Origin of the sequence: Paenibacillus sp. IHBB 3054, from assembly GCF_051594305.1 — a bacterium.
Lineage (GTDB): Bacteria > Bacillota > Bacilli > Paenibacillales > Paenibacillaceae > Paenibacillus_AQ.
On sequence record NZ_JBOFBG010000037.1, the window covers coordinates 54,515 to 74,718 of the forward strand.

Sequence of the window (20,204 nt, forward strand, 5' to 3'; positions counted from 1 at the left end):
AACCTAGCTGTCAATCCAACTCCTGCCCGTCATTTTCAATCCGGATATGACCGCAGTACAGACACTGATGGGTGCAGTTTTGCATCAATGCGGGCTGGCCTTCGATCATCATGTCGCTTTTCCCGTTCAGCCACGACATCGTGAGCACAGGCATACACGGGGCTTTTTTTACGCCGTAGATGTCCACCATTTGGCTGGCCTGCACCGCCGGATTTAGCGGACTGAAGCAATTTCCGAACGACTGGATGTTCACTCCCGGCACGTAGTCTCCGATATTCATTTGCGCTTTGTTTTTGACGTAGACGCCATGGCTGAACGGCCGTTTCAAACGAGTGGGCTGTGTACCATAGCTACAGCTTAGAATTGCGCCTGCAACTACATATTTTTGTTTGGACCCCGTTCCCGGCTGTACTTGAGCTTCCTTCACCTTCTTCACCTCTCCTTGACTTCCATCTCGACTCTTTGCACCCCAATGCCTGTAAAAGACCGGCGCAACAGGCTTTCTGCTACCGCCAACTGGATGTATATGTAAGGCTCCATCAATCCGGAAATTCGGAAAACAGGCGCTTGAATGTCCCCGTGTCTCAGCACCAAATGCTTTAATGTACCATTGGGGTACCACAATGTTTGTGGGGAAAGACACTCGACCACCGGAGGGCGAAGCACCCAATATGCGTCTTGTCTGGCTTGCCGGATATCGCTTAATATGGCAGATTTCCATGCGAGTCCCGGCATATATTGTGCCAATAGTGCTCTCATCCGGTCGGACACCAACGGCAAAGGAAACTCCAGAAAATCCGGGTATACCGTTCGTTGATCCATATGTACAGCTAAAAAAAGAGGGGTTTCATCCTCCGCCTGAGCCCCGGCCCCCCAGAGGGCATCCAATTGCAATTTGGTTAAGGAAGCAGGCTCGACCCGATGTTTGACGCGTTCATCCACTGTTAACCGAAAGATTCTCATGGCAGCCACTTCCCTTCACCAAAGGGGATTCCCCTCGAATCGCTGCGCTGCCCATCCGTAAAGCTCACCCCTTGCAGCTTCGCTCCTGTGAAATCAGCACTTGTCACCATAGCCCCGGCAAAAGATGCACCTGTCAAATCAGCCCCCACAAAACAAGCATTTGTGAGATTGGTCCCGACAAAGGACGCTTTGTGCAACACGGCTGCCTCAAAGACAGCGCCTTGAAGTTGCGCTCCTCTAAAAGAAGCCTTCTGCAAGTTTGTACCTGTAAAATTCACTCCCGCATAACCAAGTGGCTCCCCGTCCCAATCCTCCTCACCGAACCCGGCATTGCCCATCACTCCCTCCAATACCGCTCCTTGCATGGAACAGCCACTAAAATCCGCTCCGTTGATCAAGCTATAGGTGAAGTCGGTTTCATCAAGCTGACTTTCCTGCCAAACCGTTCCGACTAATATACAAGCATGCAAACGGCTGCCTTCCATTCCGATCTGGCGAAAAGCGGTATACCGGAAATCGAAATGGCTGTAATTTCCACCCGGCAGTTGGACGCCGGTCAGCGCCTGATAGCTGTAGGCATGCTCCTGTTCTTCCTCCAGCCAGTCTCTAACCAGGCTTGAATCCAGCAATCTGTCTTCTTCTTTGTACACGCACACGCTCCAGTCCATGTATTCCCCGACACGAATCTCGAACGTCTCTCCACGATCCAACTGCTGAAACTCCGGCAGAACTGCCGCCCGTTTCAGTGCAAGACGAATCAAACTGACCAACATGGCATGGATATGCACCGCTGCTCCCAGCATCATCTGCTCCAGCACAAGCTCGGATAAAGCGACTTGCTGTGCTTGTGCCTCGGCTAGGAGATGCCCCCGCAATTCCGTCCAATAGCCATAGACCCAACTTGCATCGTACACGGACTGTACCGGCTTGGGATCAAGCACCCATAAGTCGTCTGCTGCCTCCACCCAATAGACAGGATGTTCTTCCAGCCACTGCTTGTAAAGATTTTTGCTTATTACTCAGAAGTCTGTGACAAGCTTATAAACCACTCATTCCATTAGCTCAAAAGTATTCTCTTTACTATCAGCTATTCTCCATAATGCACAAATTAATCTTTTATCTTTTGAGATTTGCTAATAAGCCTTTTGGATAATTTGATTTTTGTGTTGTGTTTCCAAAGCCCCAGTCGATCGTTCCGGCGCTTGCCCCGATGATGCTGGGAATTGGCAGCTGGCCTCTCTTCTATATTTCCCTTGCCTTCTGTACGATTCTCGGCATGTTTAGACCATCGTTAGGGTCCTTCATCATGTTCCAGTATTTCTCATAATGTTTCTTCAGGTTCGGAGCATATTTCTCAATTAGATAGCTATCAATTTCCTGTCCATTCACATCATTAAGTTTTATGTGTAGCACAACTGTACTATCCGACGTATTAGACACGCTGCATTAATTTAATATTGAATATTGAAGTCGTTCTTTTAGACAGCCTGTCATGAGCATTCTCAATTGCTTCTCTCATTCATTTTTGGAATCAAGAAATAATATAGAATGCTCATCTGCAGAAATTGGTTCGAAAAATCGCAAAAAATTATGGCAATGATATTGACGGGAATTAACTGTAAGCGTATACTAAATCCAAGTTAATGCACATTTGATTAAATGAATAAGCACATTTGTGCAAGGGTACACGAGAGTGAGGCTAATCAAATGAATGAAGCAGAGAAGAAATTATTGGTTCAGGTCGCGAAGATGTATTACCTGGAGGATTTAACCCAGAGTGATATTTCCAAACGTCTGGGGATCTACCGTACCTCCATCAGCCGTCTGCTCAAAAAGGCACGGGATGAGGGAATCGTACAGATCAACATTATAGATGAGGACAGTACCCATTCCGAAATGGAGAACCGCCTCAAGCAGTTATTTGGTCTGCAGGAGGTGATTATCGTCGCATCCAGGGAGAGCATGTCCGGTAACGACAAAATTAAATCTGTGGCCAAAGCCGGTGCTGAACTGCTGAGCAAGTTGATTAAAGACGAAGATGTGGTCGGGTTTGCCTGGGGAAGAACAATGGGCAGCCTTATCGGAGAGTTTAACGATTGTCCGCAGAGATCCGCACATTTTGTACCTCTTGTCGGCGGCCCTGGTGACATGGAGACCAAGTATCATGTCAATGCTATCGTCTACAGCATCGCAACGGATTTTGGCGGGGAAGCACATATGATTGATGCAGCGGCTGTTCTCGAACGCAAAGAAACCAGGAATGAAATTATCAACTCCAACTACTTCCGGAAAATCACTGATCTATGGGATAAGCTTACTGTCGCAGTAGTTGGTATTGGCGCCCCCATCAGCAACTCCAATATGATCTGGACCGGCTTTTTGGGAGATAAGGAAATCAAGCATCTGAACAGCCATGATGCCGTCGGTGATATCTGTTCCAGATTCTATGATTCACAGGGAAATGTGGTGAATTCGGAGCTGGCCGAGCGTACAATTGCGATTCCACTGGAACGGCTGCGTGATACCCGATTTACATTGGCACTGGCCGAGTCCATCGAGAAAGCACCTTCGATTCTTGGAGCCATCCGCGGCAAATATATCAATGCCCTGGTCACTAACGAAGAGACCGCTGCCGAGGTACTCCGGCTGGCCGGGAATGCAGTTGTATAACACTACTATGGAGGGGGATGATCCGGATGGGCTTACTGATTATAATAGCCGCTCTCGCCTGGCTGCTGCAGGGAATGCTGGGACTTCTGCAAATCAGGAATTTCAATAAAAAATATACAGAGCTTAGAAGACTCGGACGCGTAGCCATTGGCAAAAAAACCGGAAAGATCAGAGCCGGAACTGTGGTCATGTTCGCCATTGATCAGGATGTCCGAATTCTGCAGGCCGCTCAAATGCAAGGTGTTACAGTCTTTTCCAGGGTTTGGCGTCTCAAGGGATTTGAAGGCCGACATCTGCTTGGCTTGACTGAGCAAGATATGCTCCATTGCAACCGGCTGACCCGTGCCGCCATCATGGATGCGCTGAACAACTGCGATATTATCCTGAAGGGGGGTGAGCTTAAGGTCAGACAATCCTGGCTTGAACGGTTAATGCCCGCAAAAAAATAAAAGAGGTGAGGTTAGTATGAATGTAGTTACAAATTTGGCTTCAGGATTCATGGATTTGTTCCGTGCCGGCGGCGAAACGTTTATGAGCCTGGTCACGGGAATTATTCCCCTGCTTATTATGCTACTGGTAGCTATGAACTCGCTGATTCAACTGATTGGTCAGGACAAGGTTGAAAAAGTCGCACGTAAATCAGCCAGGAATCCCTTCACGCGCTATTTTGTTCTTCCTGTCATAGGTACTTTCATTTTGGCGAATCCGATGACCTTATCTTTAGGAAGATTTCTGCCAGAGAAGTATAAACCCAGCTATTATGCCGCCGCTTCTTATTCCTGCCATACCCATAACGGACTGTTTCCACATGTGAATCCAGGAGAACTGTTCGTATTTCTGGGCATTGCGGCTGGCATAACCACTCTGGGACTCGATACTACGGAGTTAGCCGTACGCTACTTCCTTGTGGGTATAGTAACGAATTTCCTCAGAGGCTGGGTCACAGATTTAACCACAGCTTATGTATCGAAGCAGCAAAGTGTCAAATTAAAAGAGACTGTGAATCTTTAGGAAGGAGGGAGAAATGAAATGGAGACTTACAAATCTGTGAGGGTATCAGCCGGACCCGGCGGTTTTGGCGGACCACTCATCATTACCCCGACAGAAGCGAAAAACAAAGTGGTCTACGTGACGGGAGGAACAAGGCCGGCAATCGCAGATCGGATCGGAGAATTAACGGGTGCTGAACTGGTGGATGGATTCAAAACTAGTGTCCCCGAGCAGGAAATCATTTGTGTGATTATTGACTGCGGCGGAACCTTAAGATGTGGCCTCTATCCGCAAAAAGGGATTCTGACCATTAATCTGCTACCGACCGGCAAAAGCGGACCCTTAGCCAAACATATTACAGAAGATATCTATGTTTCAGGGGTTAAGGTTTCGAACATTGAGCCGTATGAAGGTGCTGGAACACCCCATACAGCCCAAGCCGAAAAATTCGTTGATAAAGAAAGTACACAACCTAAGTATAGCGCAAACAAGAAAATTAGTGAACAGCATAAGCCAAAAGGTCTGCTTGCCCGTGTAGGTATGGCTATGGGATCCATTATAGGTGTCTTTTATCAGGCTGGCCGGGAAACAATTGAGACTGTAATTAAAACTATTCTACCTTTTATGGCCTTTGTAGCCATGCTTATCGGTATCATTAATGCTTCAGGCATCGGAGATATCATTGCTAAATTCCTCTCTCCTCTGGCGGGATCGCTTCCGGGTTTGCTGATCATATCGCTGATCTGCTCCTTCCCTCTGCTTTCCCCGTTTCTGGGACCTGGAGGAGTTATAGCGCAGGTAATCGGAACATTAATTGGCGGAAATCGGCAAAGGCAACATTCCTGCCCATTTGGCCCTCCCGGCCCTCTTCGCCATCAATTCCCAGGCTGCTGCAGATTTCGTGCCTGTGGGGCTTGGACTCGCTGAAGCCGAGGTTGAGACGATTGAAGTCGGAGTTCCTTCGGTACTCTACTCGCGTTTTCTTACCGGTGCGCCTACGGTGTTCATCGCCTGGCTAGCCAGCTTTGGATTATACCAATAATGGAGGAACGCTTAATGCAGACCATATATAAGACCCGTATCACAAAGTTCGGATCAGCAGCTTTTGATTTTATGGAAGATAAAGTGTTTGTGCTGTTCGGAAACAATGCCCCAGAGGACGTGGCGGAATACTGCCTGCTGATTGAGCTCTCGAAAGTGAATGGCGAGATTCAAAAAGGAGATCTATTTCGTCTAGGAGGCAAATCTTACACCATCACATCCGTCGGGAATAAAGTGGCCCTGAACCTGCAGCAGCTCGGACATATCACGCTTCAATTTGACGGCAAAGAAGACGAAGGCCTTCCGGGAACGCTGTACTTGGAGAATACCGCTTTTCACAAGCCCGAAATCGGCAGCGAAATCGAAATTATAAAAAAATAAATCATTAAGGGAGATAGAGATATGAGTGAGAGAAAAGTAGCACTGGTTGCCGGAGGCGGACAAAGTCTGGGCGAAGCGCTCTGTCATCGTTTGGCTGAAGAAGGATATGAAATTGTGGTCGCGGATATTAATGAAGAAAATGCCCAAAGAGTTGCGAAGGAAACGAGCGAGCAATATAAGGTTGAAACCTTGGCGGTTCAGGTGAATTTCACGAACGAACTTGAGGTTGTTGAAATGGTCCAGCAAGTTGTGTTTGCCCTTAAACGGATTGATCTGCTGGTGTATGTGGCTGGTGTAGCCAAAAGCCGTAAAATTACGGATTTTGGACTTAAAGAATGGAATCAGACGGTTGATGTCAACCTAACCGGATATTTCCTCTGCGCGCGCGAAGTGTCCAAGATCATGATTGAGCAAGGCAGCGGCAACATCATTCAAATCAACTCGAAATCAGGCAAAGTAGGAAGCAAGCATAACTCCGCTTATTCCGCTTCAAAGTTCGGTGGCGTGGGCCTTACCCAGAGCCTAGCGCTGGATCTGGCCGAACACAATATCCGCGTAAACGCGATCATGCCAGGAAATCTGCTGAAGTCACCAATGTTTCAAAGCCTGCTTCCCCAGTATGCCGCTAAACTGGGCATTGCTCCTGAAGAAGTGGAGCAGGTTTATACTGACAAAGTCCCTCTTAAAAGAGGCTGCACCTATGATGATATCGCCAATGCGGTTATCTTCTATGCTTCCGATAAAGCCTCCTACATGACAGGCCAGGCTATCAATGTAACCGGAGGCCAGGTGATGCACTAGCCAACCACGTAGAAAAGGGCATCGTTTAGTCAGCATTTGCAAAAGAGGGCAAGAAGCACCCCAGGGTGCCTCTTGCCCTCTTTCACTTGATAAAATAAATTAACCCTTTAAAGGTCAGATTGAAATTGAAAAACGCGAAGAAAAACACGAGGAATCGTCTGGGGTGCTAGGATTGCCCAAATACACTAAATTGCACGCTATTTTTTTTGAATGGTATCATTGTCAATTACGGTATAAACTTTCTTACGTTTCGTTAGTTTATCCTTTGTTTCACTATGTCCAATTAGACTTTAAATGACGTCCTTTTTGAGAAAATGCGACATACCCTAAACGCAATGCGTGGCGCAGATTTGGATTCATATTTGCGTTGGAAAATCGGCTGAAGACGATTTTTTCTAAACTCGACATTTTCGACACACTATACAGTGGTTCTGACGGTATGGAATACATTTAATAAGCCAATATATAACGTCCCTACGCTTCGCTTCGTGCCGTTGTCATCTCTCCAGAATAATATGCTCACCTGAATATTCTATTACCTCTTCAGTTCTCATAAATGCCCCAATTCTTCTTCGAAGCATCACAACATGACGGCCATTCTTACAAGATAGAGCGATCTCATAGTGGAACTGATCATTCATGATAACCGTCATACCCGCTTTTTCACCATCATGAATAGGGTGAAACTCCAGCAATGCCGATACACGGCAATCCAGGTGCTGCTGTCTGCGGCCGATAAACGTCGGAGAATTTCGATCATCTAATGTTACATTAGAGCCTCGCAGCGTTAGCCAGCCTGGACGCTCAGCAAGCGACCAATCTGCAGCGTAAGGATTTTGCCCTTTTCTAGCCATAAAAATATCCCCTCCAAGTTAACTCGTTCCTAATGATAACATTAGGCTTTTTACGAGTGTCTACTTGAAGGGGATAATACCATTAACGTGGTTTTTTTGTAGGTATGATCCGGCCTTTAACGGTCTGCTAGAAGTTGTCCCGCTACACCAATATTCTCCAGTTCATTTTCCTTTACCAAAACGATAAATGCCGATTCCGGTACATTCATGATGGATGAAGCAGATGACGTAACTTCGGTGACCAACATTTTCTTTTGTTCTTTACTTAATTTTGCGGCTTCAATAGTAATCACAGGCATGAAAATTCCTCCTTCAGCTTTAAAAACGAGTTGTAATCCACCTTATTATTAATGCATAGGGTTTTCCCACGCGCCTTTGACCTCAACGCCGGTTTCTTTTGCTGCCGTTTCAAGATCACGGATTTCTTGCTCGTTCAAATTGACTTCCGAGGCTTTTTTGGCATCCTCAATATGGGATGTCTTCGTCACACCGATGATCGGTACGGTCCCTTTCGCCATAGCCCAAGCAGTTGCAATTTGTGCAGTAGACGCATTATGTTTGCTTCCGATGTTTCTCATAGCTTGAATTAAGCCTTCCAGCTTGGTAAGTGTGTCCGAATCAAATGCATCGCCTCTACGGGTACCGCTTGGTAAAGGATTCTGCGCACTGTACTTGTCAGTTAATGCCCCTTGTTCCAATACCATATATGAAAAGAACACAATATTATGCTCTTTGCAGTAATCTATAATTCCTGCTTCTTCAGATGAACGGTACAGCAGACTGTAGTGATTTTGGACTGCTGAAATTTCCAGTCCTTCTTCCGCCAAGATACTGGCTGCCAGTTTGATTTCTTCCAGATTATGATTAGAGACACCGACATATTTTACTTTCCCGCTCTTCATCAGAGGAATCAGCTTTGGCGTCCATCTTTTCACATCTGCCGGATTGTGAATCCAATAAATGTCTGAATGTTCTACACCAAGCCGATTTAAGCTTCCATCCAAAAGTTCCTCAACCGTATTGTCATTATTACCGGCCATTTGAGGAGTGAATTTCGCTGAGATCAGCACATCGTTGCGGCCTTTAGTGAAGCTTCCTAAAATCGTTTCTGAGGCGCCCATTCCATATACAGCCGCTGTATCCCATAGATTGAATCCGGCATCCATCGCGGCTTCAAATACCGGCTTCAAATCTGCTGCCGAAAGATGATTTCCGAAAATGGCATATCCGCCGGCTGATCCGGTACCCCAGGACCAAGTCCCAAGAGCGATTGAAGGAATCATCTCATTTTGCATTTTTACCAATTTCATTATCGTTCACGCCTTTCTATTCTGCGGTTGCTTTCAATACATGAGCCATGTAGTCTTTCGCAGTTTGTTCAATTTGTTCATCGGTTAACTGCATAACTCCAAAGGCTGCGTAAGGTGTCAAAAAACGTGTACCAATCATGTAGCTTGTTGCATGGAACGGCCGCAGCAATTCATCAAGAGTAAAGCTGAATGCACCTTCAGCCGTGTAGGAGTCTTCAGAAGCGCCTACGCTAACGGCAAGCATGAGTTCTTTGCCATGCAGTTTGTTTCCTGTGCTTCCATAAGCCCATCCGTAAGTTAGGACTGTATCCTGCCATTTCTTCAGCAATGATGGGGAGCTGTACCAATAAATAGGGAATTGCAGAATGATCCGGTCATGCTGCTCCATCAGCTTTTGCTCGGCAGCAACGTCGATTTCCTCATTGGGATATGCTTCATAAACGCGGTGAATCGTTACATCAGGCTGTTTCTCCATTTCTTCAGCCCAGCGGCGGTTGAGACGGGAATCAGACAGATTAGGGTGGAATACAAGAACCAGTGTTTTCATATGGTATCTCTCCTTATTTCTTTTTAGTGGATCAAGCTGTATTGCATGAATTAAGAATATCAAGAAAGACCCATTGTTTCTTTGCTGACAGGCCCATTTCATTTGTTCATTTAGCCCAAATATTTTGATATAAAAAAACGTTTCACGGAAACAACCGCGAAACGTTATACGACTGAAGCGTGTTTTTCAGGTTTTCATTAGCTTGTACTTACCCTGTTCTTCACTCTATCATCCCTTAGCCTGGATTGTTGTCTATATTCCGACGGAGACTTTCCAAACCGAAGTTTGAACACTTTGGAGAAATGAGCGATGTTCTCGAATCCCACGGAGTAACAGATATCAGTGACGGAAAGCTTCGTTTCTAATAAAAGATTCTCGGCTTTATCAAGCCTCCGGTTGCGAATCCACTTCAACGGAGAAGTATCATACGTTGCCTGGAAATCACGCTTGAATGTAGACAGGCTTCTGCCCGACAAATAAGCCAGATCATGAAGAGAAACTGGATTAGTGAAATTCTCCTCCATGATTTTACCGATACCGTTACTGTCATTGTTGCTCGGCTGCAGCAACTGGTATAGGAATCGTTCATTTGAATCTGAAATATGAAACAGCAGCTCCATTAACTTGACTCGAACCAAGCCGTCGTTGATATGCTCCGGTTTGTCGAAATAAGGTTTTAAGGATTCAATATAAGCTGTAATGAGATTATTGACTGGGATAATGGACACCGGAATCATATCGCTCACGGGGTAGATTGGCTTCAGCTCTGCAAATTTGACGAAGTCCTCCAACGTTTTTTCGTTTAAAAAAAACATCATATAATCAAGCAAGTACTCGGAACCCTGTTCCCCTGATTTCTCGTATTCGATCACGATCGATTTGTGAAGAAACACCATTTCATTACTACGCAAGGTATACTTCTGATCCCGGAAACGAACAGTATAACTACCTGACTTCACGTATAGCAGAAGATGCTCCTTCAAAAAATACGAGCCTATTCTGCCTTGGGTATGCAGACAAAATGTAATGACAGACATCCCATTCAGTTTTAAGTTCCCGTTTTGGTCAGGCGCGTTGATCAACTGCTCAGGCACCCTGATTAATCTACCTACACTTTTAGACATAGGTGTTCCTACCTTTTCTTGGGCTTCCATTTCAATTCAGCTTCCCCTCTAATCCATTCGTTCAATTGTAACTGTAAAATCCTCTTTCATGCCTGCAAGGGCTTCAATCCCTGAATCAATGCTGCCTAGTTGAATCAGACCGCTGGAATAACCAAAATCCTCATAGAAGATAGCCAAATTTCCCCAAGGAGCATAATACGTAATGTTCCCTACGGATGGGTCAATGCCTGCCGGGGTTCCTTCAGTTGATAATTTGCTTGGCAGATCACTGATTTTCTCAGTCCCGGCATACTCTTGTAACGTTAAGGTTAACGGCAGTTGGGAAATAAAATCACGGCTTGCCGCATTGTCGAGCATTGTGGCGGTAAGTACTATGTTGCCGGCCGTAAGCTTAATTTTCTGTACATCAGTACCGTCTGGATGAGCACTCATGATATTTTCATCACCTGTTTCTGCTGCAAACAATTTTTGTACAGGTTGTGCAGCCTCTACGTCCACCACTTTGTCAGCAACTAATTCATCCAATAGCGTGCGGTCACTACCCTTCAATTTGACAGCTAAGGCAGAGTAAGAAACGGCAACCATGTCGCCGCGCAAGAAATTGCCGTTTTTTGTGATCGACGATAAAAGACCAAGTTCATCCGCTGCAACTATTGCTGACTGATACGAAAATTCATTCCCGTAACCCAGCGCGCGCATCACAAAGGTGGTGTACATTTGCAGACTGCATAACCCGCCAGGATTAAACTTGTCGTGACTTGCACCCTGAGTAAAGTTTGAGCTGTACATATAAGCAATAGCATCCTCTGCCCAAGAAGGTACATCGGTGAAGGGATGACTGTAGTTGCCATTCCTCGCCTGATTTTCCGCCCCCAGTAGACGTACCAGCATGACTGCCGCTTGAGCACGGGTAACCTGACGATCGAGCTCATAACCATTATTGGTGCCTTGAAATAATCCCAAACTATGGAGGGAGTCTGCCTGAACGTTATTGTCAGCTGCATAAGTTGGTTGTCCGAAAATACCTGATACCAGAACCATGACGACTACAACGGCAATTCGCTTTAAGCTTTGTCTCATTCATATCCTCCCACACTTTTGGATTATATTACAAGTTGGAACATATATCACAGCTCAGTCTGCAAGTGACCATGTAACCTGTACAGAGCCTGAACCAAGAGCAGAAGCAAGGTTGGACGGATCATCCACCTGTCCCAGCGGAACATAACCGCCGAAAGAATTAGAGAACGTTTGATAAAAAAGTACCAGAGTGTTTCCTGACCAGTTCGTAATATCACCGGCATGAATGGTTGCAGGACGCTCCGTAGATTGTGCCGGAAGATCCTCGGACAGATTATAGTACTTCTCCAGTCCATTGAGTTCCTTCATCTGGAAGGTCACAGGAAATTGAGCAATTAGCGCCTGCGTCGTTTCGTTGTCATGAAGTGTTGCTGTAAATATAGTGCTGCCAACACTGATATGGATGGGAATAATGCCGTTCTCCATGGATTCGTTACCTCCTGCTTCATTTGGTGCACCTTCCGGCGGTGACGCCGCTGGCGGTGTTATTAGTGCCGGTGGACTTGCTGGAAGTACAGGAGAATTTGAGATTTTCGCACTTTCTGCGGGAGAAGCGGATTCGGAATTTTGTTCATTAGATGCTGTACTGCAGGCAGTCAACACGACGATTAACCCGATGCCAAAAGACAAGTATAGGATATTCCCCATATTATACCTCCTTTCCATATTATTACCCACTGGTGCTAACCGGTCACGGCTTGTTCATGACCGGGAAGTACCAATTACTCTGCCAATTCGATCAGCACATCATAACTTCCGCTCAGTTGACTTATTACTGACAATTCACTGTCAATTTTTCCGATGTTCACCTGATAACCATATTGTTCAGACTTCTCTTCATCTTCAAAAAGAATGGTGAAATAATCTGCGTCAGTGGCAAAGTCAATATCACCATTGAGCCAGCCATAATGCACATCTTCTTCTCTGTACTCCAGCGGATCATCCATTACACCGCAGAAATCATGGGAATAGCGGTTTACATGCACGGTATAAGGCAGCTTGGATATTAAAGCCTGTGCCGTGATGCTGTCGTTCAGTGTGCCAGGGATCACAATATCACCGAAATGCATATTAATTTTTGTACCGTTCTCCAGAACACGAGTAGCCATAGTAGGATCGAGGGTCTGCCTCTGGGCACCGTCAGAAGCCACACGCGTCAGATCCTCAGCATCCTCAGTGGTGCTGCTGGTTTGTGGTTGAGAGGTTTCTGAAACTGCATTATTTCCATTGCTGCAGGCAACAAACGCAAATATTATCATCAATGCGACGGGGAGCGCAAAAAGTTTTTTCATAATAGTATTTTCCTTCTCTAATCGATCGTCTTTATGATTTTTGCCGGAACGCCGGCCACAACCGTATTAGGCGGAACGTCTTTAGTGACCACAGCACCGGCGGATACGACCGAATTTTCTCCAATCGTAACACCGGGCATTACCATGGCACCGATGCCGATCCAGGCATTTCTCTTTATTAGGATAGGGGCACAAACTGTAGATTGTCTTTGAGCGGGATTCAGCGGGTGGTTAATGGTAATCAAATTCACTTTCGGTCCGATGAGAACATGATCTTCGATTGTAATCCCACCTCTATCCATAAACGAACAGGCGTGATTGATGAACACATTTTTCCCTACCCTGATATTTCTGCCGAAGTCGGTGTAGAACGGTGGAAGGAGATCGAATGTGTCATCGACTTCTGCTCCCGTTAACTTCGAGAATAAACTTCTAACCCTTTCAGCTTTATAGGATGAGCTATTTAATTCAAAGGTGATTTTTTGTGCTTCGTTAATGACCTCGCGGATTTTATAATATTCCGGATCATCCAGAGAAATCAGTTCACCTGATTTCTCACGTTCAAAGATATCCTTTGGATTCATTTTGTTAGACCTCTCTTTGATTTTAAGATTAGATCAATGGTAATCTTTGCAGCATATCGTTGACTTCATTCAGTTAGACAACTTGGTTCGTTGGGCGAATCAGGATTTCGCTTACCGCGACACTATCAGGTGTGCTAATGGCATAGGCTACAGCATCGGCGACGTCGCTAGACTTCAATCCAACCCCTTCAATTTTCCCGTTATTCTTCACCCATTCACGATTTTCAGGGTCGTTGATCGTTGTATACAGTTCAGTATCCACTAATCCTGGAGAGATAATTGTGCTGCGCAGATTGTTTTCGCGTTCTTCTTGACGCAATCCTTCCATAATGGCCCGGACTGCAAATTTTGTTCCACAATATACCGCTGAACCAGGATAGACGACATGTCCAGCTACAGAGTCAGTCGCAATGATATGGCCTGATTTTTGTTTTCTCATCACTGGCAAGACTGCAGCAATCCCATTTAGAACCCCCATAATGTTGATATCCAGCATCTGGCGCCACTCGTCAAAACGTGTTTCAGAAAGTGGCGCAGTGGGCATAACTCCAGCGTTGTTGTATAGGACATCTACACGGCCATACTTCTTAAGTGCCAGATCAATTACAGCCTGAACATCCTCCTTATTGGCTACATCTGCAACCACATATGAAATTTCAGCATTAGGAAGTGTTTCAACAAGCGCCCGTAACCTGTCTTCTCTGCGGGCAGCAATTACTAGCTTGGCTCCTTCTTGGGCAAGTTTCTTTGTCGTTGCCTCACCAATCCCACTGGAAGCCCCCATAATAACAACAACTTTTCCTTCAATCTTTGACATGATTATTTCCTCCCTTATAGTTGTATAGTTTAATTAATAGGACTTGCTGTTATCATTAGCTTGTCCGTAGACATCAGAAATAACGCTATCGATGCTTTACTTTTTTAACCTCCTCCTTTCGCGGGATGAAACACGTTGCATGCCTTTTGCAGCATAATAAGCAATACAGATACAGAGTCCCATCATTGCTAGATGATCGGCAAAAAACAAAACCGGAAATTGTTCGAATTCAAAGGAAATGAACATAGTTTTCAAAAAAAGATATGAGGTAATATCATGCCGTACAAAGGCATACACGCCATAGGCGGCAATCAATGCGGAGATGAACTGTAACATAACCTTACGGATAATGGACGGCCTAGTCATCCTAACTGCTTTGCGCATCATCAACAAAATCATGTTCCAATGCAGCCCGACATGTGCAGACATACAGATGAAGCCCCAATAGGAAGCAAGCATATGCAGTTCCCGTGCAAAGGACATTCCACCGCTTATGGGCAGAAAAGCAAAGACGTGACGTGACATCATGATGCCGCTAATCATCAGACCGATCATGCATACAAACACCGAAAAATTCACTATAGTTTGAAAGATACGAAAGGCCGTATATTTTCCTTTCCGCAAATTTCTGTACCATTTGATATTCAGCACATTGTGGGTAATAAACATCACAAACATTGCAGCTCCAATCCATTCATGCGCTGTCTGCCCGGTCAGGATGAAAGCCATTGAAACCGGCAGCAACAACGACATTATTAGATCAATTGATATTTTAACCATCGCTTTGGGTTTCATCATTTCTCCTTTATGCTTATCAGTTGGACAATCCAAGCTGCTGCAGCCAGTCGTTCACTTCTTGCTGTGCATCGCTGGCATCTCCGCCTCTGATAGCAAGGCCATCCAAGACGGTTGCCCCGGTCAACATTCTTGTTATCGTTTGGTCATTATTCGAAAATCGGCTGCCTTCATGGGTAGTAAAGGGAATTATAGTTTTACCCGCAAAGTCATATTCCTCCAGAAAGCTATAAACCGCCATTGGAAGATCGTACCACCAATTGGGAAAGCCAATAAAGACAATATCGTAATCCTCTATGTTGTCCACGTGAGCGCTCAGCTCCGGACGTGCATCCTCCTCCTTCTGCTGCTGACCCAAATCTACAACCGTGTCATAATCGGCTGGAAATTTATTTGCCGTAGCAATAAGGAACAGGTCTCCGCCTATCGCTTGCTGAATCATATCCGCAATAATTTCTGTATTTCCTGCAAGCACGCTGTCTTGGAGGTTTAGACTTGCACCGGTAACGGCGTCCACATTGGAATCGAAATCTGTATTTCCAACGCGGGAAAAGTATGCAATGAGTATTTTCTGCTCACCTGTAACGAGTGGGGTGGCATTGTTATCTTCAGCAGGAATGATACCAGCAGTACTGCTTGGTATGTTGATTGCCGCAGTACTTTCCTCAGAATCGTTATTTCCGCATGCTGCTAAGGAAAGAAAAAACAGAAATAGCAAGAAAAATACAAGTGCTTTTTTCATGTATGATTCTCCCGTCTGTGAATTACAGGAATGATCCCTGATTTATTGCCCTGGATTGATTTCACAACCTGCTCGAGTCTTTCTAACCCCGTTTGCAATAGCACTCTTGGACATGCAATGTTTATACGGATGAAACCCTCTCCTGTACCGCCATAGATGAGCCCTTCATTTATTCTTAAATGCCCTTCTTCCAACAGCTTCTTACTCAACTCAGTTGAAGGGATACCCAGACTCCGGCAATCGATCCAGATTAAATAAGTTGCCTCAGGGATCAGAACCCTTAAATCAGGCAATCTTTCTTTTATGAAAGAAAGGATGTAATCCCTGTTCCCTGCAAGATAAACCAGCAATTGATCTAACCATTCTTCTCCATAGTTATAAGCAGCAATTAAAGCTTCAATTCCAAAAACATTTGGTTCAATGGCCTCATTAACATTCAATGACCGGTTGATTTTACTTCTGAATTCTTCGTTTGCTGAAATAATATTGGATGTTTTAAGTCCGGCAAGATTGAAGGTTTTGCTAGGTGCCGTACATGTTATTGCGTTCATTAGAAATTCTTCACCCATTGAGGCAAAAGGAATGAACTCATAGTCTTTGTATACCAAATCTCTATGAATCTCATCAGACACAACCACTACGTTATGCCGTAAACATATTTCGGCTATGCGCTTCAGCTCCGCTCTGCTCCATACTCTTCCAACAGGATTGTGAGGATTACAGAGAATAAAAAGTTTAACTTTTTCATGGGAAGCCTTTTGTTCAAAATCATCAAAATCAATTTCATAGGTATCGCCATTGTACTTAAGTTCATTGATGACGACATCACAGCCGTTATTCGTTATAGAGGTATTGAAATAATTGTAAACTGGGGATTGAATCAATACTTGATCTCCAGCCTCTGTAAAGGCTTGAACGATCGCTGAAAGCGAGGGTATAACACCTATACTGACTTCGATCCATTCTTTATTAATTGTGAAATGATGCCGTTTCTCCCACCAGCGGACTTCAGCTTCATAGTAAGCACTTGGTATACTTGCATAACCAAAAATCCCATGCAGCGCTCGTTTTTCTAAGGCTTTAATAATCGGTTCTGCGGTTGTAAAGTCCATATCGGCTACCCACATCGGTAAAATATCCAATTGGTTATTCGTATCCCATTTCGCACTATTTGTATGTTTCCGGTTAATTATTTGGTCAAAATCATACTTCACATCACCGCCCCCCTTAGATTGATTCGATCGTAGAATTTGTTATGATTTGCAGGTTTGAGAGGTCTAGGTTCGGGTCGTCCAGCACCAATGTTCTAATCCCTTCTGCTTTTATGAAGCCGCTAATGGGATTCTTCACACTATCCACAGTGTTTATGATTTCAGCCTGAACGGTTGTATACTCAAAGCTCAAGTCGGTATTGATCATCTCACAGTTTTCTAAAATTAGGTTTTCCGCATAGCACAAGGGCTGTGTCCCGATAATTTTACAGTTCACAAGTCTCAGATTTTTGGAATACCAGCCTAAGTACTCTCCTTCGAGTATAGAATCATATACCGTGATGTCTTCTGTATTCCAAAGTGCATCTTTGGATAGGATCACACTATTCCTTATCACCCCTTGCTTCACATGCTGGAAGGAGTAATCCCCGTCTAATCTGAAGTTATTAATTTCAATTTTGCTGCCATGCAATAGCAAATAGTTGCCTTTGAATTCAGAATCAAGAATGCTCACATCCGAACAGTCCCACAGGGTTTCATTAGTATCCATAATTGTATTGACGATGTTGATATTGCTGGAATCTCTAAATATTTTGGGGGCATCCACTTTGCAGTTGTTCATAGCGACGCCATTTGTATACCAAATAGCTGCGCGGCTACCCTCAGAGAAATAGCTATCCCGAATTTCTATATCTTGATTATGCCAAAATGGATATTTACTTGAGAAACGACAACGAGACACGTGCACATTGCTACTTTCTTTAATTGCTGATTCTCCAGGCAGAAACCCGCTGTCTCTGATCTGCACATGGGATATCTTGAATAAAGGGCGTTCTCCCTCAAATGTTCCGTTTTCGATTAGTCTCATGATGTTGTATCCCCTCTTATACTTTATTTCTGAATATAATCGATATTGATCGATTAGACGACATGTGTATAATAATATATAGAATTATGCTGGTTACAATCGTTAAAATAACGATATCTGTCGATTAATTTACAAATCATTATAAAATGTCGATTATTTAAGAAAGTATGGTGAGTCTAACCATGTCAAAAGTAGATAGAAGAATACTCAAATCACAGGAAGCGATAAAGAAAGCAGTTATTGAACTGATGTCCGAAAAAAGTTTTGATAGCATTACCATTCAGGATATTTCCGATCGGGCAGATGTTCACCGGGCCACGATATATCTTCATTACACGGATAAATTCGATCTACTGGATAAGCTGATTGAAGAACGTATTAATGAAATGCGGGAAATGAACGAATATGTATGCGAAATGGATTGGCGGGAAGCTAATCTGGTCTACTTCGAATATTTTGAGCGAAATTATTTATTCTTTTCGACGATGTTAGCGAGTAAAGGAGCCCCTTCTTTTCGTACGCGGTTCCTTGAATTTCTAATTGAAGAATACAAGGCTGAGGTAGATGTAAACGAAGAAAAAAATCACGGATTGAATGAAGAGATTATGGGCTGCTTTATGGGAACCGCGTTCGTAGGTATCGTGGAATGGTGGATTTCGAAAGGAATGCCTTATTCGCCTGAAGTCATGGCAAGTCAAGTGGGGATCTTGTTAGAGAGAGTTGTATAAAAACGTTTAAGAAGATATATAACAAAACCCCGCTAACTGCTTACGCTGCTCCTCCGAAAGTTTTGCAGGTTGTCCGAGGGAATGATCCATATGAAAAAAAGGTACATCCATAACAGGAGTACCTTTTTTGGGTTCATTTTCATCTAAACAATCAGCATTTGATTTTTTCTGTGAGTCACAATTAATTTAAGATGATTAGTTGATGTCCTTCTCTCTCGCTCCTCTTATTACCTGAAAGGTTGTATTTGCTTCATGTACGCTTTGAATGCCCCGGCGATTTCTTTGAATTTCGTATGATGCAGGTAATGTGAGCCTTCCATCGGGATCATTTTTCCCTGTGCCGATTGTTTGACTTGTGCCTCATGCAGCGGAACCCACTGCTCATTGTTCTCGTTATTCGACTGGACGAAGAGAAGCACCGGCAAATCGTTAGGATAGGTAAGTTGTTCTCCATTTTTAAAATTGGTACCGAGATGTCTGAGCTCATCCAACATTGTTGGATTGGTCGCGACTTGATTCGAAATGAGACGCATTTGTTCTTTAGTATACTCATCGAAGGCAAGTGACTCATATGGATCTTTGCTCACCTTTTGGAGCAATCTCATCAGACCTGATTTTTGCATAAACTGCATGGATTTCAGAGGCAATTTGACATCCATGCCGGGCTGATTCGGAACACTGCTGTCGATGCCGACAAAAGCAAGAACCTCATCCGGGTAGCTGTTCACGTAGGACACTCCGTATAGTCCAGTGATGGAATGTCCCATAAGAACGTAACGGTCAATACCCAACTGCTGCACAGCTTCGTGAACTTCACTGACGATATTCTCTGTTGTTCTTGCCTTCTCAGTTTCGTCGCTCAACCCGTATCCGAACGGCTCAATCGCTACGACTTTGTATTCGGGAGACAATTCATCGATCAGCAATTTGAAATCAAGCACTGGCGACGGAGTTCCTTGTCCAGGAAGAAGGACGATTGTCTGTTCGCCGCTGCCTTGAATAAACACATTCATTTTTTTACCATCTACATTGACATACTGGCCGTACGGTTCGATTTTCTTTTTCTCGACCCCGTTACTGATCACATTAACGATGAACAAGATGCCCATGAACAGCACAAGCGCCCCGAGAAGACCTCCTATTATTTTCAACCATAGTTTCTGTTTTTTGCGGATTCTGTTCCCTGTCTTGATTTCCACCGTTCCTGTCACGTTCATCTTCTCCTGTCTTTATATCTGTAGAGCCGCGCTAGCGACATATTCAAAGTGTAATCAACCAAGATGTCCCCTTCGTGACGGCAATATGAACGGAGTATGAACAGGCACAGAAAGAACGTTATCATGACAGCCAAACCTGTGAAACCCTTCTCATGTCCTGCATAGCAATAAACCGAAATATATAACTAA

Annotated in this window: 26 protein-coding genes; 8 read left to right on the forward strand and 18 right to left on the reverse strand. The window is 44.5% G+C overall.

Features of this window, described 5'->3' with window-relative positions; genetic code table 11:
• Positions 1 to 10 precede the first annotated feature (10 nt).
• From ACQ76X_RS28020 to ACQ76X_RS28030, 3 genes are read right to left on the reverse strand one after another with little or no spacing between them, the layout of a single operon-like run.
• Entirely contained in the window at positions 11 to 427 is a 417-nt protein-coding gene (locus ACQ76X_RS28020) for a DUF4280 domain-containing protein (RefSeq protein WP_438497073.1), read from the reverse strand.
• Positions 428 to 432: 5 nt separating this feature from the next.
• Positions 433 to 963, reverse strand: coding sequence for a hypothetical protein (locus ACQ76X_RS28025; RefSeq protein WP_438497074.1), 531 nt, complete (start codon positions 961 to 963; stop codon positions 433 to 435).
• Positions 960 to 1,904, reverse strand: a complete 945-nt coding sequence (locus ACQ76X_RS28030; protein ID WP_438497075.1) for a pentapeptide repeat-containing protein — start codon at positions 1,902 to 1,904, stop codon at positions 960 to 962. The genes ACQ76X_RS28025 and ACQ76X_RS28030 overlap by 4 nt, the downstream gene beginning before the upstream one ends.
• A 766-nt stretch (positions 1,905 to 2,670) precedes the next feature.
• On the opposite strand from ACQ76X_RS28030, the gene ACQ76X_RS28035 reads away from it, so the two are divergent.
• Genes ACQ76X_RS28035 through srlD form a run of 7 tightly spaced genes read left to right on the forward strand, consistent with a single transcriptional unit; the run spans position 2,671 to position 6,846 of the window.
• On the forward strand, positions 2,671 to 3,633 hold the full coding sequence (locus ACQ76X_RS28035; protein ID WP_438497076.1) for a sugar-binding transcriptional regulator: 963 nt from the start codon (positions 2,671 to 2,673) through the stop codon (positions 3,631 to 3,633).
• Between the two features lie 26 nt (positions 3,634 to 3,659).
• Positions 3,660 to 4,082: a transcriptional regulator GutM gene (locus ACQ76X_RS28040; protein ID WP_438497077.1), complete on the forward strand. Its 423-nt coding sequence runs from the start codon at positions 3,660 to 3,662 to the stop codon at positions 4,080 to 4,082.
• Between the two features lie 16 nt (positions 4,083 to 4,098).
• Complete coding sequence (gene srlA / locus ACQ76X_RS28045) at positions 4,099 to 4,644, forward strand: PTS glucitol/sorbitol transporter subunit IIC (RefSeq protein WP_340986996.1); 546 nt, start codon at positions 4,099 to 4,101, stop codon at positions 4,642 to 4,644.
• Positions 4,645 to 4,662: 18 nt separating this feature from the next.
• Positions 4,663 to 5,550, forward strand: a complete 888-nt coding sequence (locus tag ACQ76X_RS28050) for a PTS glucitol/sorbitol transporter subunit IIB (protein WP_438497078.1) — start codon at positions 4,663 to 4,665, stop codon at positions 5,548 to 5,550.
• On the forward strand, positions 5,474 to 5,665 hold the full coding sequence (locus ACQ76X_RS28055) for a hypothetical protein (protein WP_438497079.1): 192 nt from the start codon (positions 5,474 to 5,476) through the stop codon (positions 5,663 to 5,665). The genes ACQ76X_RS28050 and ACQ76X_RS28055 overlap by 77 nt, the downstream gene beginning before the upstream one ends.
• Before the next feature lie 14 nt (positions 5,666 to 5,679).
• Entirely contained in the window at positions 5,680 to 6,045 is a 366-nt protein-coding gene (locus ACQ76X_RS28060) for a PTS glucitol/sorbitol transporter subunit IIA (RefSeq protein WP_438497080.1), read from the forward strand.
• A 21-nt stretch (positions 6,046 to 6,066) separates the two neighbouring features.
• Positions 6,067 to 6,846, forward strand: a complete 780-nt coding sequence (srlD, locus tag ACQ76X_RS28065) for a sorbitol-6-phosphate dehydrogenase (protein WP_438497081.1) — start codon at positions 6,067 to 6,069, stop codon at positions 6,844 to 6,846.
• A 497-nt stretch (positions 6,847 to 7,343) separates the two neighbouring features.
• Here the strand turns inward: srlD and ACQ76X_RS28070 are convergent, their stop codons facing one another.
• From ACQ76X_RS28070 to ACQ76X_RS28135, 14 genes are all read right to left on the reverse strand, one after another.
• Positions 7,344 to 7,700 carry a hypothetical protein gene (locus ACQ76X_RS28070; RefSeq protein WP_438497082.1) on the reverse strand — a complete coding sequence of 119 codons (357 nt, stop codon included), beginning with the start codon at positions 7,698 to 7,700 and terminating at the stop codon, positions 7,344 to 7,346.
• Positions 7,701 to 7,816: 116 nt separating this feature from the next.
• Complete coding sequence (gene dmpI, locus ACQ76X_RS28075) at positions 7,817 to 7,999, reverse strand: 4-oxalocrotonate tautomerase DmpI (protein WP_438497083.1); 183 nt, start codon at positions 7,997 to 7,999, stop codon at positions 7,817 to 7,819.
• A 48-nt stretch (positions 8,000 to 8,047) separates the two neighbouring features.
• Positions 8,048 to 9,010, reverse strand: coding sequence for an aldo/keto reductase (locus ACQ76X_RS28080; protein ID WP_438497085.1), 963 nt, complete (start codon positions 9,008 to 9,010; stop codon positions 8,048 to 8,050).
• Positions 9,011 to 9,026: 16 nt separating this feature from the next.
• The gene (locus tag ACQ76X_RS28085) at positions 9,027 to 9,557 is read right to left on the reverse strand and encodes an NAD(P)H-dependent oxidoreductase (protein ID WP_438497087.1); all 531 of its coding nucleotides are present in this window, start codon (positions 9,555 to 9,557) and stop codon (positions 9,027 to 9,029) included.
• Between the two features lie 197 nt (positions 9,558 to 9,754).
• A complete protein-coding gene (locus tag ACQ76X_RS28090) occupies positions 9,755 to 10,711 on the reverse strand; it encodes a helix-turn-helix domain-containing protein (RefSeq protein ID WP_438497088.1) in 957 nt (318 codons plus the stop codon).
• Positions 10,712 to 10,729: 18 nt separating this feature from the next.
• Positions 10,730 to 11,761 (reverse strand): cyclophilin-like fold protein, encoded by a 1,032-nt coding sequence (locus ACQ76X_RS28095; protein WP_438497089.1) that lies wholly within the window; start codon positions 11,759 to 11,761, stop codon positions 10,730 to 10,732.
• A 54-nt stretch (positions 11,762 to 11,815) separates the two neighbouring features.
• Positions 11,816 to 12,409 carry a cyclophilin-like fold protein gene (locus tag ACQ76X_RS28100; RefSeq protein ID WP_438497091.1) on the reverse strand — a complete coding sequence of 198 codons (594 nt, stop codon included), beginning with the start codon at positions 12,407 to 12,409 and terminating at the stop codon, positions 11,816 to 11,818.
• A gap of 74 nt (positions 12,410 to 12,483) precedes the next feature.
• On the reverse strand, positions 12,484 to 13,053 hold the full coding sequence (locus ACQ76X_RS28105; RefSeq protein WP_438497092.1) for a cyclophilin-like fold protein: 570 nt from the start codon (positions 13,051 to 13,053) through the stop codon (positions 12,484 to 12,486).
• A gap of 17 nt (positions 13,054 to 13,070) precedes the next feature.
• Positions 13,071 to 13,637 carry a sugar O-acetyltransferase gene (locus ACQ76X_RS28110; protein WP_438497093.1) on the reverse strand — a complete coding sequence of 189 codons (567 nt, stop codon included), beginning with the start codon at positions 13,635 to 13,637 and terminating at the stop codon, positions 13,071 to 13,073.
• Between the two features lie 73 nt (positions 13,638 to 13,710).
• Positions 13,711 to 14,454: an SDR family oxidoreductase gene (locus ACQ76X_RS28115; RefSeq protein ID WP_438497094.1), complete on the reverse strand. Its 744-nt coding sequence runs from the start codon at positions 14,452 to 14,454 to the stop codon at positions 13,711 to 13,713.
• 96 nt (positions 14,455 to 14,550) lie between these two features.
• Complete coding sequence (locus tag ACQ76X_RS28120; RefSeq protein WP_438497095.1) at positions 14,551 to 15,252, reverse strand: DUF4405 domain-containing protein; 702 nt, start codon at positions 15,250 to 15,252, stop codon at positions 14,551 to 14,553.
• A gap of 16 nt (positions 15,253 to 15,268) precedes the next feature.
• The gene (locus ACQ76X_RS28125) at positions 15,269 to 15,991 is read right to left on the reverse strand and encodes a flavodoxin (protein ID WP_438497096.1); all 723 of its coding nucleotides are present in this window, start codon (positions 15,989 to 15,991) and stop codon (positions 15,269 to 15,271) included.
• The gene (locus ACQ76X_RS28130) at positions 15,988 to 17,205 is read right to left on the reverse strand and encodes a MalY/PatB family protein (RefSeq protein WP_438497097.1); all 1,218 of its coding nucleotides are present in this window, start codon (positions 17,203 to 17,205) and stop codon (positions 15,988 to 15,990) included. The genes ACQ76X_RS28125 and ACQ76X_RS28130 overlap by 4 nt, the downstream gene beginning before the upstream one ends.
• A 13-nt stretch (positions 17,206 to 17,218) precedes the next feature.
• On the reverse strand, positions 17,219 to 18,070 hold the full coding sequence (locus ACQ76X_RS28135; protein ID WP_438497099.1) for a DUF3737 family protein: 852 nt from the start codon (positions 18,068 to 18,070) through the stop codon (positions 17,219 to 17,221).
• Between the two features lie 182 nt (positions 18,071 to 18,252).
• On the opposite strand from ACQ76X_RS28135, the gene ACQ76X_RS28140 reads away from it, so the two are divergent.
• Complete coding sequence (locus ACQ76X_RS28140; protein WP_438497101.1) at positions 18,253 to 18,798, forward strand: TetR/AcrR family transcriptional regulator; 546 nt, start codon at positions 18,253 to 18,255, stop codon at positions 18,796 to 18,798.
• A 227-nt stretch (positions 18,799 to 19,025) separates the two neighbouring features.
• Here the strand turns inward: ACQ76X_RS28140 and ACQ76X_RS28145 are convergent, their stop codons facing one another.
• Entirely contained in the window at positions 19,026 to 20,009 is a 984-nt protein-coding gene (locus ACQ76X_RS28145; protein WP_438497102.1) for an alpha/beta fold hydrolase, read from the reverse strand.
• Between the last annotated feature and the right edge of the window lie 195 nt (positions 20,010 to 20,204).